The 14,674-nt window shown below is 35.9% G+C and carries 15 protein-coding genes; 5 read left to right on the top strand and 10 right to left on the bottom strand.

The features are described 5' to 3' along the window. Nucleotides 1–9: 9 nt before the first annotated feature. Nucleotides 10–1,092: a cytochrome c oxidase subunit II gene (gene coxB / locus MKX39_RS05370; protein WP_093535388.1), complete on the bottom strand. Its 1,083-nt coding sequence runs from the start codon at nt 1,090–1,092 to the stop codon at nt 10–12. 99 nt (nt 1,093–1,191) lie between these two features. Next, complete coding sequence (gene cyoE, locus MKX39_RS05365) at nt 1,192–2,115, bottom strand: heme o synthase (protein WP_340761847.1); 924 nt, start codon at nt 2,113–2,115, stop codon at nt 1,192–1,194. A gap of 323 nt (nt 2,116–2,438) precedes the next feature. Here cyoE and MKX39_RS05360 point away from each other — a divergent pair, with 323 nt between their 5' ends. Continuing rightward, complete coding sequence (locus MKX39_RS05360; RefSeq protein ID WP_340761846.1) at nt 2,439–3,350, top strand: COX15/CtaA family protein; 912 nt, start codon at nt 2,439–2,441, stop codon at nt 3,348–3,350. 44 nt (nt 3,351–3,394) lie between these two features. Here the strand turns inward: MKX39_RS05360 and pyc are convergent, their stop codons facing one another. From pyc to MKX39_RS05345, 3 genes are all read right to left on the bottom strand, one after another. Further along, the gene (gene pyc, locus MKX39_RS05355; RefSeq protein ID WP_340768668.1) at nt 3,395–6,835 is read right to left on the bottom strand and encodes a pyruvate carboxylase; all 3,441 of its coding nucleotides are present in this window, start codon (nt 6,833–6,835) and stop codon (nt 3,395–3,397) included. A 12-nt stretch (nt 6,836–6,847) separates the two neighbouring features. Then, a complete protein-coding gene (locus MKX39_RS05350; protein ID WP_340761843.1) occupies nt 6,848–8,011 on the bottom strand; it encodes an FtsW/RodA/SpoVE family cell cycle protein in 1,164 nt (387 codons plus the stop codon). 64 nt (nt 8,012–8,075) lie between these two features. Further along, entirely contained in the window at nt 8,076–8,357 is a 282-nt protein-coding gene (locus MKX39_RS05345) for a YlaN family protein (RefSeq protein ID WP_093535398.1), read from the bottom strand. A 177-nt stretch (nt 8,358–8,534) separates the two neighbouring features. Here MKX39_RS05345 and MKX39_RS05340 point away from each other — a divergent pair, with 177 nt between their 5' ends. Further along, nucleotides 8,535–9,032, top strand: coding sequence for a peptidyl-prolyl cis-trans isomerase (locus MKX39_RS05340; RefSeq protein ID WP_340761842.1), 498 nt, complete (start codon nt 8,535–8,537; stop codon nt 9,030–9,032). 11 nt (nt 9,033–9,043) lie between these two features. Then, nucleotides 9,044–9,247, top strand: coding sequence for a YlaI family protein (locus MKX39_RS05335; RefSeq protein ID WP_093535402.1), 204 nt, complete (start codon nt 9,044–9,046; stop codon nt 9,245–9,247). Between the two features lie 700 nt (nt 9,248–9,947). Here the strand turns inward: MKX39_RS05335 and MKX39_RS05330 are convergent. Beyond that, nucleotides 9,948–10,274 (bottom strand): YlaH-like family protein, encoded by a 327-nt coding sequence (locus tag MKX39_RS05330; RefSeq protein ID WP_245762629.1) that lies wholly within the window; start codon nt 10,272–10,274, stop codon nt 9,948–9,950. Nucleotides 10,275–10,298: 24 nt separating this feature from the next. Next, nucleotides 10,299–12,143 (bottom strand): translational GTPase TypA, encoded by a 1,845-nt coding sequence (typA, locus tag MKX39_RS05325; protein ID WP_093535404.1) that lies wholly within the window; start codon nt 12,141–12,143, stop codon nt 10,299–10,301. Nucleotides 12,144–12,247: 104 nt separating this feature from the next. Between typA and MKX39_RS05320 the strand changes: the two genes are divergently transcribed. Then, nucleotides 12,248–12,433 (top strand): YlaF family protein, encoded by a 186-nt coding sequence (locus MKX39_RS05320; protein WP_093535406.1) that lies wholly within the window; start codon nt 12,248–12,250, stop codon nt 12,431–12,433. A 39-nt stretch (nt 12,434–12,472) separates the two neighbouring features. Here the strand turns inward: MKX39_RS05320 and MKX39_RS05315 are convergent, their stop codons facing one another. Further along, on the bottom strand, nt 12,473–13,264 hold the full coding sequence (locus MKX39_RS05315) for an inositol monophosphatase family protein (RefSeq protein WP_093535408.1): 792 nt from the start codon (nt 13,262–13,264) through the stop codon (nt 12,473–12,475). Between the two features lie 105 nt (nt 13,265–13,369). After that, nucleotides 13,370–13,567 (bottom strand): hypothetical protein, encoded by a 198-nt coding sequence (locus MKX39_RS05310; RefSeq protein ID WP_093535410.1) that lies wholly within the window; start codon nt 13,565–13,567, stop codon nt 13,370–13,372. 157 nt (nt 13,568–13,724) lie between these two features. Between MKX39_RS05310 and MKX39_RS05305 the strand changes: the two genes are divergently transcribed. Beyond that, a complete protein-coding gene (locus MKX39_RS05305) occupies nt 13,725–14,354 on the top strand; it encodes a YktB family protein (RefSeq protein ID WP_340768666.1) in 630 nt (209 codons plus the stop codon). A gap of 40 nt (nt 14,355–14,394) precedes the next feature. Here MKX39_RS05305 and MKX39_RS05300 read toward each other — a convergent pair whose 3' ends face one another. After that, nucleotides 14,395–14,664: a UPF0223 family protein gene (locus tag MKX39_RS05300; protein WP_093535414.1), complete on the bottom strand. Its 270-nt coding sequence runs from the start codon at nt 14,662–14,664 to the stop codon at nt 14,395–14,397. Between the last annotated feature and the right edge of the window lie 10 nt (nt 14,665–14,674).

Below are 14,674 nucleotides of genomic sequence, written 5' to 3'. Positions count from 1 at the left end.
CTGTGGAACTTATTTTTCTACAGATAGTCCCATTAGGTATGCTGCAAGAGCATCTAATTGAGCTTCACTAAACTTTTCGCCATCGTTAATAGCTTCTGGCTGAGGCATTAAGTTACCCGGTTTGTACTCTTGAGGATTATTAATCCATTTTTTTAAGTTTTCTTCATCATGAGCCATAAATCCAGCAACACGATTACGGTCACCAAAAGTAGCTAAGTTTGGTCCCACTCCACCTGTAGTGCCTGCTCCTGAAGTAGCATGACAAGCTATACAGCTAGTATTAAAGATTTCTTCACCTTCTGTTGCAAGATCATCTGTTGCAACATTTTGTGTAGTTTTCATAGATTCAACCCAAGCATTGAAATCGTCTGATTCCAATGTTTTAACTTTGAAATCCATTAGAGCATGTGACGGTCCACAAAGTTCCGCACATTTACCATAGAACACACCTTGTTCTAAACTTGCAGATGCGTCATCAAATTCTAAATAGAACTGGTTAACGTTTTCTACGTTTGTATCCATTTTACCACCTGCTGTAGGAATCCAGAAGGAGTGCTTCACATCAGCAGCTTTTAAATTGAAAAATACTTTTTGATCAGTTGGTACTACTAACTCTTGAGATGTAACTATTCCAAGGTCTGGATACTCAAATTCCCACCAATAAAGTTTAGCAGTAACATTTACTGTTACATTTGTTTTGTTACCTTCTTCGTCTACTTGATCCATTGCAGCTACATCAGCATGTTTATACGTATAGTAAACAGTTGGAATAGCCAGAACGATTAACAGTAATATTGGAATAACTGTCCATACTATTTCAAGCGTATGACTTCCTTCTACTTGTTTAGGAATAACATCTTCCCCAACTTTTTTACGACGGAATTTCACTAGTGCAACAACATAAATAATTACTACTACAATAATAACTAAAGCCATAATAGCAGATGATAGTAATAACAAATTAAATTGATCTCTTCCGACTTGTCCTGCAGGTGTAAGCGTTGATAAGTATTCTTCGCCACAACCCGATAAGAAAATCGTTAGAGCTGCTAACAGTGAAAAAAGTCGCCATTTTTTAAGCCCTCTCATCATAGCTAAATCAAACCCCTCTTTCATAGTTGTTTTCATGTTTCTTTGGACTGTGGTTCTGTTTATATGAATTCTTGTTGACTAAAGAAAGAATTCCAGCAATTAGATAAAGATAGAAAAAATAATTATAGCTACGAATAATATCGTCATATAGTTTAAGGAATATATAAACATCCCTGTCGCCCACTTGATATCATCTTTCACACGGAAACCTTTTATAGAGAAGTATAACCACCCCAAGTTAAGTGCTGTTGCCAACACAACAAATAGTACACCTAAATCCATCAATAAAAATGGTAATGGGAATAATAATAGAATCCATAAAAGAATTGACACTTTTGTACGTTTGAAACCTTTTACTACAGGCAGCATGGGAATATTAGCAGCACGATATTCTTCCGTGCGCTTCATCGCAAGCGCATAAAAGTGTGGAGGTTGCCATGCAAACATAATTAAAAATAAAGCTAATGCTCCAAAACCTAAGCTAGGTTCAACAGCTGCCCACCCAATCACCGGCGGTATTGCACCAGATATACTGCCAACTATAGTATTACTCACATGTTTTCGTTTAGACCACATCGAGTATAACACAACGTAACTGACGATTCCTGCTAGTCCCCAAACTCCAGCTGAAGTAGAGGCCATAAACAACAATATTTCACCTACAATCATTAGTGAAAACGAAGTTATTAACACTGATGTTGGACTAAAACGTCCAGTAACTGTAGGTCTACCTTTTTTGCTCTTCATGACAGGATCTATATCACGATCGATAAAATTATTCATAGCTGCAGAACCTGCGATAATCATGCCTGATCCAATTAGCGTATAAAATAATATGTCTAACTCTCTAAGAAAGTTTCGATCCGTAAATTGAAATGCTAGCCACATACCAGTAAATGTTGTAAATAAGTTAGAGTTAACTATACCTATTTTAATGAGCGATAGAAAATCTTGATAAAAAGTATTATTAATTTGTTCAGATTCCCTCTCATTAGTCGCGGTAATAGAATGACCATTTGACATGCTGCCCCTCCTTTCAAAGTTGTAAGCATATTCCGCTACCTTTTACTATAACGAAAATCTTTCTTAATTTCTACAGTTAATGATAATTTTCGCATAAATATAGTTTAGATAGTTTTTTTATACTCAGAACATATCAATAGTAAATCATTTCTAGATTTTATTTGTGAAAGTTAGAGTACGAATTTATGAACATTTTGTGAATAACTATAACTAGGTATATTAGTTTGAAGGTTATACATTGTATTTTCCATCGCGATTCGATATCATCAAAAAGCAGATACCGTCTTTTCAAGACGAGCAAGATACACAAAGTAGGTGGCGTAATGCACATTCATAAAATTTTAAAATGGTTAGCTGTTGCTTCTACAGTAGGTATGCTGCTCATTCTATTAGGAGGAGCATTAGTTACTAAGACCGATAGTGGTATGGGTTGCGGTAGACACTGGCCTGGCTGTAATGGACAACTTATACCTGATGTTATAACAGCTGAAGTATTAATTGAATTCTCTCATCGTCTAGTTACAGGTGCTGTTGGTATATTAATCGTAGCACTTGCAGTTTGGGCATGGAAAGCACTTGGACATGTCCGAGAAACAAAATTTTTATCAGCAATGGCAGTTTTTTTCTTAGTAGCGCAAGCATTAATTGGTGCTGCCCAGGTAAAATGGGGACAAGGTGACTTTATACTGGCTCTTCATTTTGGAATCTCTCTAATCTCTTTTGCTTCGGTGTTATTACTGACCTTATTAATTTTTGAGATTGATCGCAAGTTTGATACAGATAAGATTAGAATCGGCAAAACATTAAAATTCCATACAATTGGTGTAACACTTTATTCTTATATTGTTATTTACACCGGCGCATTAGTACGACATACAGAATCTAGTCTCATATGTAACGATTGGCCCTTATGCAATAATGACCAGTTTGCTCTTCCTACTAATTTATACGAGTGGGTCCAAATGGGACATCGAGCTGCTGCAGGATTAATATTTATATGGATACTCATTATTGCGATTCATGTAATGCGAAATTATAAACAGCAACGCGCAATTTACTGGGGATGGACCATCTCTTTAATATTAGTTTCGTGCCAAGTAGTTACCGGTATGTTAGTTGTATTAACTAAACTTAATCTTTACTTAGCTTTACTACATTCTTTATTTATCTCCTTACTATTCGGTTTACTCTGTTATATGATTCTATTGTTATCCAGAAGTAAATTGAATAACTAAAAAGAATAAAGGCTGTTAGACAGAAATGTCTAACAGCCTTTTAATTATTCTTTATCCATGACAATCAATAAATCACCTGTTGCAATTGCTTCTCCAGCAACAACATGAATCTCTTTTACAACTCCATTAAATGGTGCTTGCACTGTAGTTTCCATTTTCATCGCTTCTGTAATAAGAAGATGTTGACCTCTTTTTACTTTGCTTCCTGTAGAAATGGCAACCTTCAGAACAGTACCTGGCATAGTTGCTCCAATATGACCATCATTCGTTAAATCCGCCTTAGGTTTTGATAAATGACTCACTTCTACATTCATATCTTGAATAGAAATTTCTCGTGGTTGACCATTTAGTTCGAAGTAAATAATACGGTTACCATCATGAGTCGGCTCACTTATAGACACCAACTTGATGATTAACGTTTTTCCAACTTCGATTTCTACTTCAATTTCTTCTCCTAATCTCAATCCGTATAAAAACGTCGGCGTATCTAGTACGGAAACATCCCCAAAGTTTTTATCTGTTTCACTATATTCTTCAAAAACCTTTGGATATAGCGTATAAGCAAGAACTTCTTGGCTAGTAACAGGGCGATCTAATTTATGGAATAGCATTTCTTTAATCGCTTCGAAATCAACCGGCTCCAATAATTCACCCGGACGCACTGTAATTGGTTCACGATCTTTTAAAATTACTTTCTGTAACTCTTTTGGGAATCCCCCATAAGGTTGCCCAATATATCCTTCAAAAAACTCTATAACGGAATCTGGGAAATCGATGGTTTTACCTCTCGTAATGACAGAAACTTCGTCTAAGTTATTTTGTACCATGAATAGAGCCATATCCCCTACTACCTTAGAAGAAGGAGTAACTTTTACCACATCACCAAATAACATGTTTACGCGAGAATACATCTCTTTTACTTCTTCCCAGCGATCGCCAAGCCCTACTGCTTTCGCTTGTTGTTGAAGATTACTATATTGGCCACCTGGCATCTCATGAACATAAACTTCCGTATGGGGACTCATCATACCGCTTTCAAAGTCTTGATAATACTTGCGGACATCTTCCCAGTAATAAGAAATTTTCTCAAAAGCATCGATATTTCCTATAACTTCTCTGTTCGATCCTTTTAACGCATAACTTAGGCTACTTGCACTCGGTTGAGAGGTTAGACCTGCCATAGCCCCTAATGCCGTGTCGACTATATCTACACCAGATTCAATTGCTTTTGCATAAGTAAATACTCCGTTACCGCTTGTATCATGTGTATGAAGATGTATAGGAATGTCAACCGTGCTCTTTAACTCGCTTACTAACCGATAAGCTGCTTCAGGTTTTAATAATCCAGCCATATCTTTAATCGCTAGAATATGCGCTCCAGCGCTTTCTAATTCTTTTGCCATGTCTTTATAATACTGCACCGTATATTTGTCTCTAGAGTCATCTAAAATGTCTCCTGTGTAACATAACGCAGCTTCTGCTATCTTCCCTGATTGTCTAGTTGCATCTATCGCAACTTCCATCCCTTTTATCCAGTTTAAGCTGTCAAAGATTCGGAACACGTCAATGCCCGCTTCTGCAGATTTTTGTATAAATTCCTTTATAACGTTATCTGGGTAGTTTTTGTATCCTACTGCATTGGCTCCACGGAATAACATTTGGAATAAGACATTTGGAATCATTTCTCTCATTTTTATCAAACGATCCCATGGATTTTCTTTTAAGAAGCGGTAAGCAACGTCAAAAGTTGCTCCTCCCCACATTTCATATGAAAACAAATTATGCATTCCTTGCGCTGATTCTTTCGCAATACCGAACATGTCATGAGAGCGAACGCGTGTTGCTAATAATGATTGATGTGCATCTCGGAAAGTTGTATCCGTTAATAGAACGCCCTGTTGCTCCTTCACCCATTTAATCACTCCATCGGCACCTTGTTCATCTAAAATTTGTTTTGTGCCTTTAGGTGGAGCAGTGCTCAGATCAAAACTAGGTGTTCTAGCCTCTCCAAAGATAGGCTTGGACTTTTTCTCGATACCTGGGAAACCATTAACAGTAACGTTCCCTATATAATTTAACAATTTAGTACCACGGTCTTTGCGATTAGGGAATAAAAACAACTCAGGTGTAGAATCAATGAAACTCGTATTAAATAGTCCAGAAATGAAGCTCGGATGTTTTACGACATTTTCTAAAAATGGGATATTCGTTTTAATCCCCCGGATTCGGAACTCCTGTAAATTTCTGTCCATTTTAGCAGCAGCTTCCTTGAAGGACATACCCCAAGTACTAACTTTAACTAACAGAGAATCGTAGTACGGGGTGATGATAGCCCCTTGGAAACCATTTCCTGCGTCTAAGCGTACGCCAAATCCTCCACCCGAACGATATACCATTAACTTTCCTGTATCAGGCATGAAGTTATTTAAAGGGTCCTCCGTTGTTACTCGTGACTGAATAGCGAATCCGAATAATGGGATATCTTCTTGCTTTGGAATCCCCATCTCTTCACTATTAAGAGCAATACCATCTGCGATTTTAATCTGTGCATGGACAATATCCACCCCAGTAATCATTTCTGTAATTGTATGTTCCACTTGAATGCGTGGGTTTACTTCGATAAAAAAGAATTCATTATCTGTCACTAAAAACTCTACTGTTCCTGCATTTATGTAAGATACATTATTCATTAATTGGACAGCTGCATCACATATTTTATCGCGCAATTCTGAATTTAAGGAATTTGAAGGTGCTATTTCTACGACCTTTTGATGTCTTCTTTGTATAGAACAATCACGTTCATATAAATGGATTAAATTACCTTGAGTATCTCCTAGAATTTGAACTTCAATATGTTTAGGTTCGAAAATACAGCGTTCTACATATACTTCATCTGAACCAAAAGCCGCTTTTGCTTCTGATTTAGCACGTTCAAATGCACTTTCAAGCTCAACTTCCGATTGAACAACGCGCATCCCGCGTCCACCGCCACCTAAAGAAGCTTTAATCATTAATGGATAGCCATGGGCTTCCCCAAATGCCTTAACCTCTTCTACAGTATCTAAAGGACCATCGCTACCCGGTATAACAGGTATACCCGCTAATGTTGCTTGTTCACGGGCTTTTACTTTATCGCCAAACATATCTAAATGCTTGGATGTTGGACCGATGAAAATAATTCCTTCTTCTTCACATCTCTTCGCAAAATCCACATTTTCAGAAAGGAAACCATACCCCGGATGAATGGCATCAGCCTTACTTTCTTTAGCAATTCGAATAATATCTTCAATATCTAAGTATGCATCAATAGGCTTCTTACCTTCACCAACAAGATAAGACTCATCGGATTTAAATCGATGGAACGAGCCGGTATCTTCTCTTGAATATATAGCGACTGTTCGAAGGTTTAACTCCGTACATGCTCGAAAAATACGGATTGCAATTTCTCCCCTGTTTGCAACTACAATCTTTTTAATCTTATTCATTCAATTCGCCCCTTATTGTCTATTTTTTTCATGCTTCACGAACATAGATACGTTCATCAATATCCCAAGTGCTGCCGATAAAATAATTACGGAAGTACCCCCGTAACTTATAAACGGAAGTGGTACCCCAGTTAGCGGAATAATTCCAAGCATTCCACCTAAATTTATAAAGGTTTGAAACCCTATAATACTACCAATACCCGCAGCGATCATGCGAGCTTGTGGATCTTTTGTAGATAAAGCAATACTAATAGCTTTAAAAACAATAAAAAACAATCCACATAAAACAATTAATACTCCGATTAGTCCAAGTTCTTCTGCTATGATAGCCATGATAAAATCAGTATGTGGTTCTGGTAAATATCCATATTTCTGATTGGAATTCCCTAAGCCTAAACCAGTTAAACCACCTGATCCAATAGCAATATAACCATTTACAATTTGATATCCAAATCCTTGCTCGTAATCAAAAGGATTGAAAAACGCTTCTAACCTCCCTCTACGACGTTCTGTCAACAACGCATCTTTTAGCATATAGATGGCAAACAATCCTGCTACTATAACTATACCAATTAATCCGATTATTTTGGAAAATGATTTAAATTTAATTCCACTTGCTGCAATTACTGAAATAGCAACGAAACTAATAATCATTGTATTTCCAACATCCGTCTCCATCATGATTGAAACGAAAACAAAAAATAACACGATTAATGGTGGTCCAACAGATTCGTTTAATTTATTTAATGTACCATTTTCTGATTTTTTTGCAAATATACCTGCGAAATATAAAATTATTACTAGTTTAGCAATTTCGGATGGTTGTACATTAAAACCTATATCTATCCAACTTTGCGAACCACTCTCTCCACCCACACCGATAAAGTGGACGGAAAATAAAAGTGTAAACATCACAAGAAGCATGAGTTTCATTACTGTTTTGTTTTTATAATGTTTATATGGAAAAAAAGCCGTTATAAATAAAACCGGAATACAAAGTAATAAGTTAGTTTTTTGCTTATTAAAGAAGTAATCTGGCTCCCACCCATAATTGAGTACGGCCCACCCCATACTGGCGCTATAAATCATTACCAAACCGAAAAGGCACAAAGCTAAGTATACAAAAAATAATGGGTAGTCAAAGTTTTTAGCGTAACGTTTTAAATATGTAGTCATATAATCATACCTCTATTTCTTTGGATAGAAAAAAAACTCAAACAGATAGTTTGTTTGAGTTTTATTATTTTTCTGTATGGATCTCATGTAAAACAGACATTTCTTTTTCAAGTGAGGCAACAATCTCTTTTCCTTCACTCTTTTCTAAAAGTCCAAGTTTTACCGCAAAATCTATTTCACGAGATAATCCAAACATTTGCGTGTCTAAAACCTCTTCATATAGAGGGCATTGAGGCATCATTAAATTATCCATCTGCACTTTTATAAGCTGCGCGATTTTTTCTGCATCTTTTTTCAAAAGCTCTAAAGCTTTTTCTTGATACGAAATTTGTATATTAGTATCCATGAGGACGCCCCCATTTTTATTATTTCTAATTATTTAGCTCCCTAAAGTGTATCTTTTGAAGAGGGAAATTGCAAGCATTCTCTTATTGAAGTTAGCTAAATAGTTAAATATTCTTTAGAACTTTTTAATTTAAAGGTATACTTATGAAGATTAGATAGTTTAGAGGAGGCAATTCTGTTGGAACTTATTATACCAGTTAAAGGTGCAGTTAAATTTAATATTACATTAGACCCTACTGTTTGGATTTTTGATGATCGTAAAATCGATCTGGATGAGTTTTTTTCTGGGAAGTATGAATATAAAGATGAACTAGAAGAGTATACAAAAGTTACATCTGCTCATTGGTCACGAGAGATTATCGAGGGCTCTACAAATCCACCAACTCTTCAAACAGAGAAAAAATATGAACGGACAAAAGCACTGACAAGTACTTTCGGAATTGATATGAAGCCATTTATCCTAAATTCTGAACCTTTGCCAAATGCCACAAAAGTTGTGATTGAAACTACTGAGGAAGAATATATATTCTCTTTAGAAGACTTAGATAAGCTATTATTGAAATTTAGTCATAAAGGTAAACCACTACGTGAGGATGGTCCTGTTCATATATTGAAAAAAGATGGAACAAATATTAATGCTCCAATCAAATTTGTCACAGCATTCCGTGTAGAATAGGAGATGTTTAGATGAAAGTACAATGCGCGATTTGCGATCGAATAGATGAGCTTCCAGATGATTTACCACTTGCGAAAAAACTCAGAAACCGCCCAATTCACACGTACATGTGCCCTGAGTGCCATGATCGCATTGAAGAAAGAACAAACCGCCGTCTAGCAAGCGGAAAGTTCATTTTTTATAAGAGTTCACGACTGATTGAAAATGAATTTTAAACATTAAACATCGTAAATTAGCTTTAGGTCAATACCAGTTTCTATCGTTTTCGAAGGGCTTTGGATATACGTTTTCTATATGATTACCGAGAGAATTTTTTAGGGATGCTGGTTGGTTGTGACTGTTCGTCACAACCAACCAGCATCCCTTTTTTCGGTAATCTTATGGCGTTTATCTATCCGTCCCCCTCCTACAACTCTTAGAAACAGTTAAGTACGTTTTTGGATAACTAGAGATAAGTTACTTTCCAATTGATAGAGCAAGCTCACGAAGATGTAATTTCGTTCGCAGGCTCCGCTTCTTTAATTAGTAAACATCTACTATTTCACTGCATTTTCACTAGTGAGAAAGGAAATCTTCCTTCTTTATCCTTCATTACAGAATAGTATCCCTAACTTTTAGGTAATATCACTATATTAACTTTGACTACTATTATCATCTTAGCGATAAGCTATGCTTAATCTTATAGTTGAGTACTACTCATTATATTGATTGGAGTGCTAGGTAGCGTCTCCAGCGGGAAAAGTGATAGGCGAAGACCCCGCAGCGAAGCGAGGAGGCTTAGGCAACGCACGCGGAAAGCGTCCACCTGAAACGGAAATCAGCAGTATTTTCATTCTTACATGCATCAGAAAACCTGTATTCACAGTGAATTTCCTTTATCAATGTTTATCTTCAAAAGAAAAAGCTCGACTACATTTAAGTAGTCGGGCTTTGTCTTTTTTCAAGTCGTAAACGTATTTTATAAATTATTAGGATTAATGCCGCCACGATTAATCCCTCCACTACGGGAAGGAAAAACGCAAGGAATGTCAACATTAGACAACCTAATAACAAAAATGCATAAATGACGATATTTTGGCTAAAACGCAATTTCTTTGCAAATCCAAGCTTGTACACAAGCACAGACAGAAAGAAGATTAAAAGAAATAGTACATAACCAGCTATATCGTAAGTTGGCATAACCTCATAAATATATCTTGATATACTAGACATTCTACCAAATACGAATTGCTTTTCCTCCAAGGTTATTCACCCTTTCAGTTGCTATTAAAGTTCTGCATTTTTCATTTTTTTCGTTACACGTTCGCGCTCGCTCTTCTCAAGAACTTTTTTACGTAAACGGATTGACTGAGGAGTTATTTCTAAATACTCATCGTCCCCTAAGAACTCAATTGCTTCTTCAAGCGTTAAAATACGAGGTCTTTTAATTACGTTCGTTTGGTCTTTGTTTGCTGAACGAATATTAGTTTTTTGTTTTGCTTTTGTAATATTTACAGTGATATCAGCATCACGAGTATTTTCTCCTACGATCATACCTTCATATATATCAGTACCTGGTTCAACGAATAAAGTACCACGGTCTTCAATACCCATCATACCGTAAGTTGTTGATTTACCAGTTTCCATAGAAACAAGTACACCTTGATGACGTCCGCCAACACGACCAGAAACTACTGGTTGGTAGCTATCGAATGTATGATTGATAATACCGTAACCTTTAGTAATTGACATGAATTCAGTTGAATAACCAATTAACCCACGAGCAGGAACCATAAAGATTAAACGAACTTGTCCACTACCATTGTTGACCATATCAATCATTTCGCCTTTACGAGTACCCATAGATTCAATAATTGAACCTACACTATCTTCTGGTACATCAATTTGAACGCGTTCGATTGGTTCACATTTTTTCCCGTCAATTTCACGGATGATTACTTGTGGTTTTGAAACTTGTAATTCAAAGCCTTCACGACGCATATTTTCGATTAAGATCGACAAATGAAGCTCTCCGCGACCTGAAACAGTCCAAGCATCTGGAGAATCAGTATCTTCAACACGTAAAGATACATCAGTTTCTAATTGAGAACGAAGACGCTCTTCAATTTTACTTGAAGTAATCCATTTACCTTCACGACCTACGAAAGGTGAGTTGTTTGTTAAGAAAGTCATTTGTAATGTAGGCTCATCAATACGTAATGGAACTAATGCTTCTTGATGAGTTGTAGGACAAACTGTTTCCCCTACGTTGATGTCTTCCATACCAGAAACAGCAATTAGATCCCCAGCTTTAGCTGATTGGATTTCATCGCGTTTTAAACCGAAGAAACCAAATAATTTAGTTACACGGTAATTTTTAACAGTACCATCAAGTTTCATCAATGAAATTTGTTGACCTACTTCAATTGTTCCGCGGAATACACGACCAATACCAATACGGCCAACATAGTCATTATAATCAAGTAAAGCTACTTGGAATTGTAATGGCTCATCGGAGTTGTCAATTGGTGCTGGAATAGCAGAGATAATCATTTCGAAAAGTGATTTCATGTTTTCTTCTTGTTTAGCAGGATCTTCATCTAAAGAAGAAGTTCCGTTTACACCTGAAGCGTAAATAACTGGGAATTCTAATTGATCTTCATCCGCACCTAATTCAATAAACAATTCTAGAACTTCATCTACTACTTCTAGTGGACGAGCTGAATCTTTATCTACTTTGTTTACTACTACGATTGGCGTTAATTTTTGTTCTAATGCTTTTTTCAATACGAAACGGGTTTGAGGCATACAACCTTCATATGCATCTACTACTAGTAAAACACCATCTACCATTTTCAAAATACGTTCTACTTCGCCACCGAAGTCAGCATGTCCAGGCGTATCAAGAATATTAATACGTGTGCCGTTGTAATCGACTGCTGTATTTTTTGCTAAAATGGTAATTCCGCGTTCACGTTCTATATCATTCGAGTCCATGGCTCTTTCATCAACATGTTCATTTGAACGAAAAGTTCCTGATTGTTTCAATAATTGGTCGACTAATGTCGTTTTTCCATGGTCAACGTGTGCTATAATTGCAATGTTTCTTAAATCTTGACGTATATTTGTCATATTTCCACTCCATATTCTTTTTTCGAGTCCATAACTGTGTTATTATATCACAAGTGAAACTAAAGTAACATTATTTTTTATCATTTATTTTGGAGGTAATCAATTTGGGTAGTATTAAATGGATTTTTGTTCTATATTCTCTAGGTGCAATTTTATCAATGGCACTTATAGGAATCGCTATTGCATTGCGAAATATTCCACTTGTTTTTATATTTCTTATCTTATTATTTGTTATTATGGGATTTGGTTTCAAAACAAAGAAAAAAATGCGTGATGAAGGTTTACTTTAAATACGAGATACCATCCAGCAGGATTCATACTGCTGGATTTTATTTTAGTTGAATATAATCCTTTAATAATTCTTCATGTAATCCTGGTTTAGAAACGATAAAGCTATCAGCATCTAGTAAATCTAGATGTTCAAATGCTAAATTCGTAGCAATTGCTCCGACCTCTTTTGCAATAACCAATCCACCGGCTATATCCCAAGGCGATAATCGCATGGACATATAGGCATCTAGCCTTCCTGTTACTACATATGATATTTCGATTGCTGCGGAACCAAGTGACCGAGTACCTCTAACAGTTTGAAGTAATTTCACCATCCCTTCATAATGTACATATCTATTTGGCACTACCCATCTTGCATTTACTCCCACGACTGCCTCCTCCACTGAAGCAGAACTTAACTTCGGCAACCGCAAATCATCCAGATAGGCACCACCATTTAAAGACCCACTAAGTAATGAATCCTCCATCACATTATATATATACCCAAGAATTCCTACTCCATCTTTAAATATTCCTAATGAGATAGCAAAATTTTGTTTTTGGTGTATGAAGTTTGTTGTACCGTCTATCGGATCAAGTAACCATACATAGCCGTTTAAATCTTTTATGTCATCACCGAATCCTTCTTCACCAAATATTCGATGTTCAGCAAAATCTGCTTTTATATGCCTAATAAAAAATTGCTCTGTTTCTTTATCGATATTAGTAACCAAGTCATTGGCTTCGGATTTCGATTCAATAATGAGTTCAGAAGATAAGGAAGTTTTAATGTTATATGCCGCTTCCTTTATTAACGACTTTGCGTATGTATCTAGCTTGTGTAAATCCAATTGTCCCACCCCTTTTTAACGCTTATGTTATTAGTATAAAGAAAAAAACACCGGCTGTCTTATCATTAGCAGGTGTTTTTTTAAGGTACTCCTATAATTGGAACATTAATCGAGAGCATTGAGTTCCTCCAAAAGCTGGTGAATCTCAGCTAGGCGGGTTTTAGATCCATTTATCTCTTTTTCATTGTTAGTCGTCATTGCATCAAATAACGTTGCAAGTTCATAGTCTAACTCCATTTTTAATGTTTGTATTTTTTCTTTTTCCAAGTCTTCTTTACGAATAATATGCACTACCTGTCTCATCACTACCACCCCTTCTTTTTTTGTATCGTAATATTCAGAAGATTCTTTATAATAAAGTATGCGGTTATATAAATAATGTCTACTGAAAAATACTACTTACAAGATTTTTACCCAATTTTCCTATAAAATAAACATAGAAGTTGAAAGGAGTTTACATATGAGCAAAACATTTTGGACAAAGGAAGATTTTGATGTCTTTCAAATAGATGGACTTGAAAACAGAATGGCTGGATTGATCGAAAAAGTTAGACCTAAGTTCGAAGAGTTAGGAAATCATTATAGTCATTATTTTTCTACATTACTCGGACAAGAGTATTACGCTCATGTAGCAAAGCATGCTAGACGGTCAGTGAATCCTCCAAAAGATAGTTGGGTAGCATTTGCACCTTATAAAAGAGGCTACAAGGCACTCCCTCACTTCCAAATAGGATTATGGGGAAGTCATGCTTTTATTATCTTGGCGGTTATTTATGAAGCACCCGATAAAGTGAACATTGCTGACCGATTATTAAAGAAAAAAAATTTGTTTAACAACTTGCCTTCGGACTTTATCATTTCTGGTGATCATATGAAGCCAGATGCCTCCTTGTTAAAAGAAGAAAAGAAAGAAGGTCTTGAACAACTGCTGGTACGGTTAAAAGATGTAAAAAAAGCAGAATTTTTAGTAGGCCGCCATATTAGTAAAGACGAAGCAGTTCAATTTACAGAGGAAGAATTTTTGAAATTTGCAGAAGAAACTTTTGATCATTTAATACCAATTTATAAAACGATGGTCCAAATGAAGTAAAAAACTTTCCTCCTATACTATTTGAGTATAGGAGGTATTTTTATCCTTTAATGATAATATTCTCCGATTGTTCTTTCATCTTTTTAATAATAGGAAAACTTATATATCCACTTTCTTTTTCAAATTCACGAAAATATGTTTTCTCTTCTGCAATAGAAGGTACTATTTCTTTAAACCTACGATATCTCTTTAATAGTTCCTCTCGTTTGATCCCATTTTCATATGCTTTTTCTATCGCTTCAAAAAATTGCACTACATCTACTATTTCTTCTGTGGACCAATCCAAAGAGAAAGGATATGTGTATTCCATATAATATTGC

The sequence above is a fragment of the Psychrobacillus sp. FSL K6-1464 genome (assembly GCF_038003145.1).
Lineage (GTDB): Bacteria > Bacillota > Bacilli > Bacillales_A > Planococcaceae > Psychrobacillus > Psychrobacillus psychrotolerans.
The sequence above is the reverse complement of the archived record's forward strand: the minus strand, read 5'-3'. Positions and strand labels throughout refer to the sequence as shown.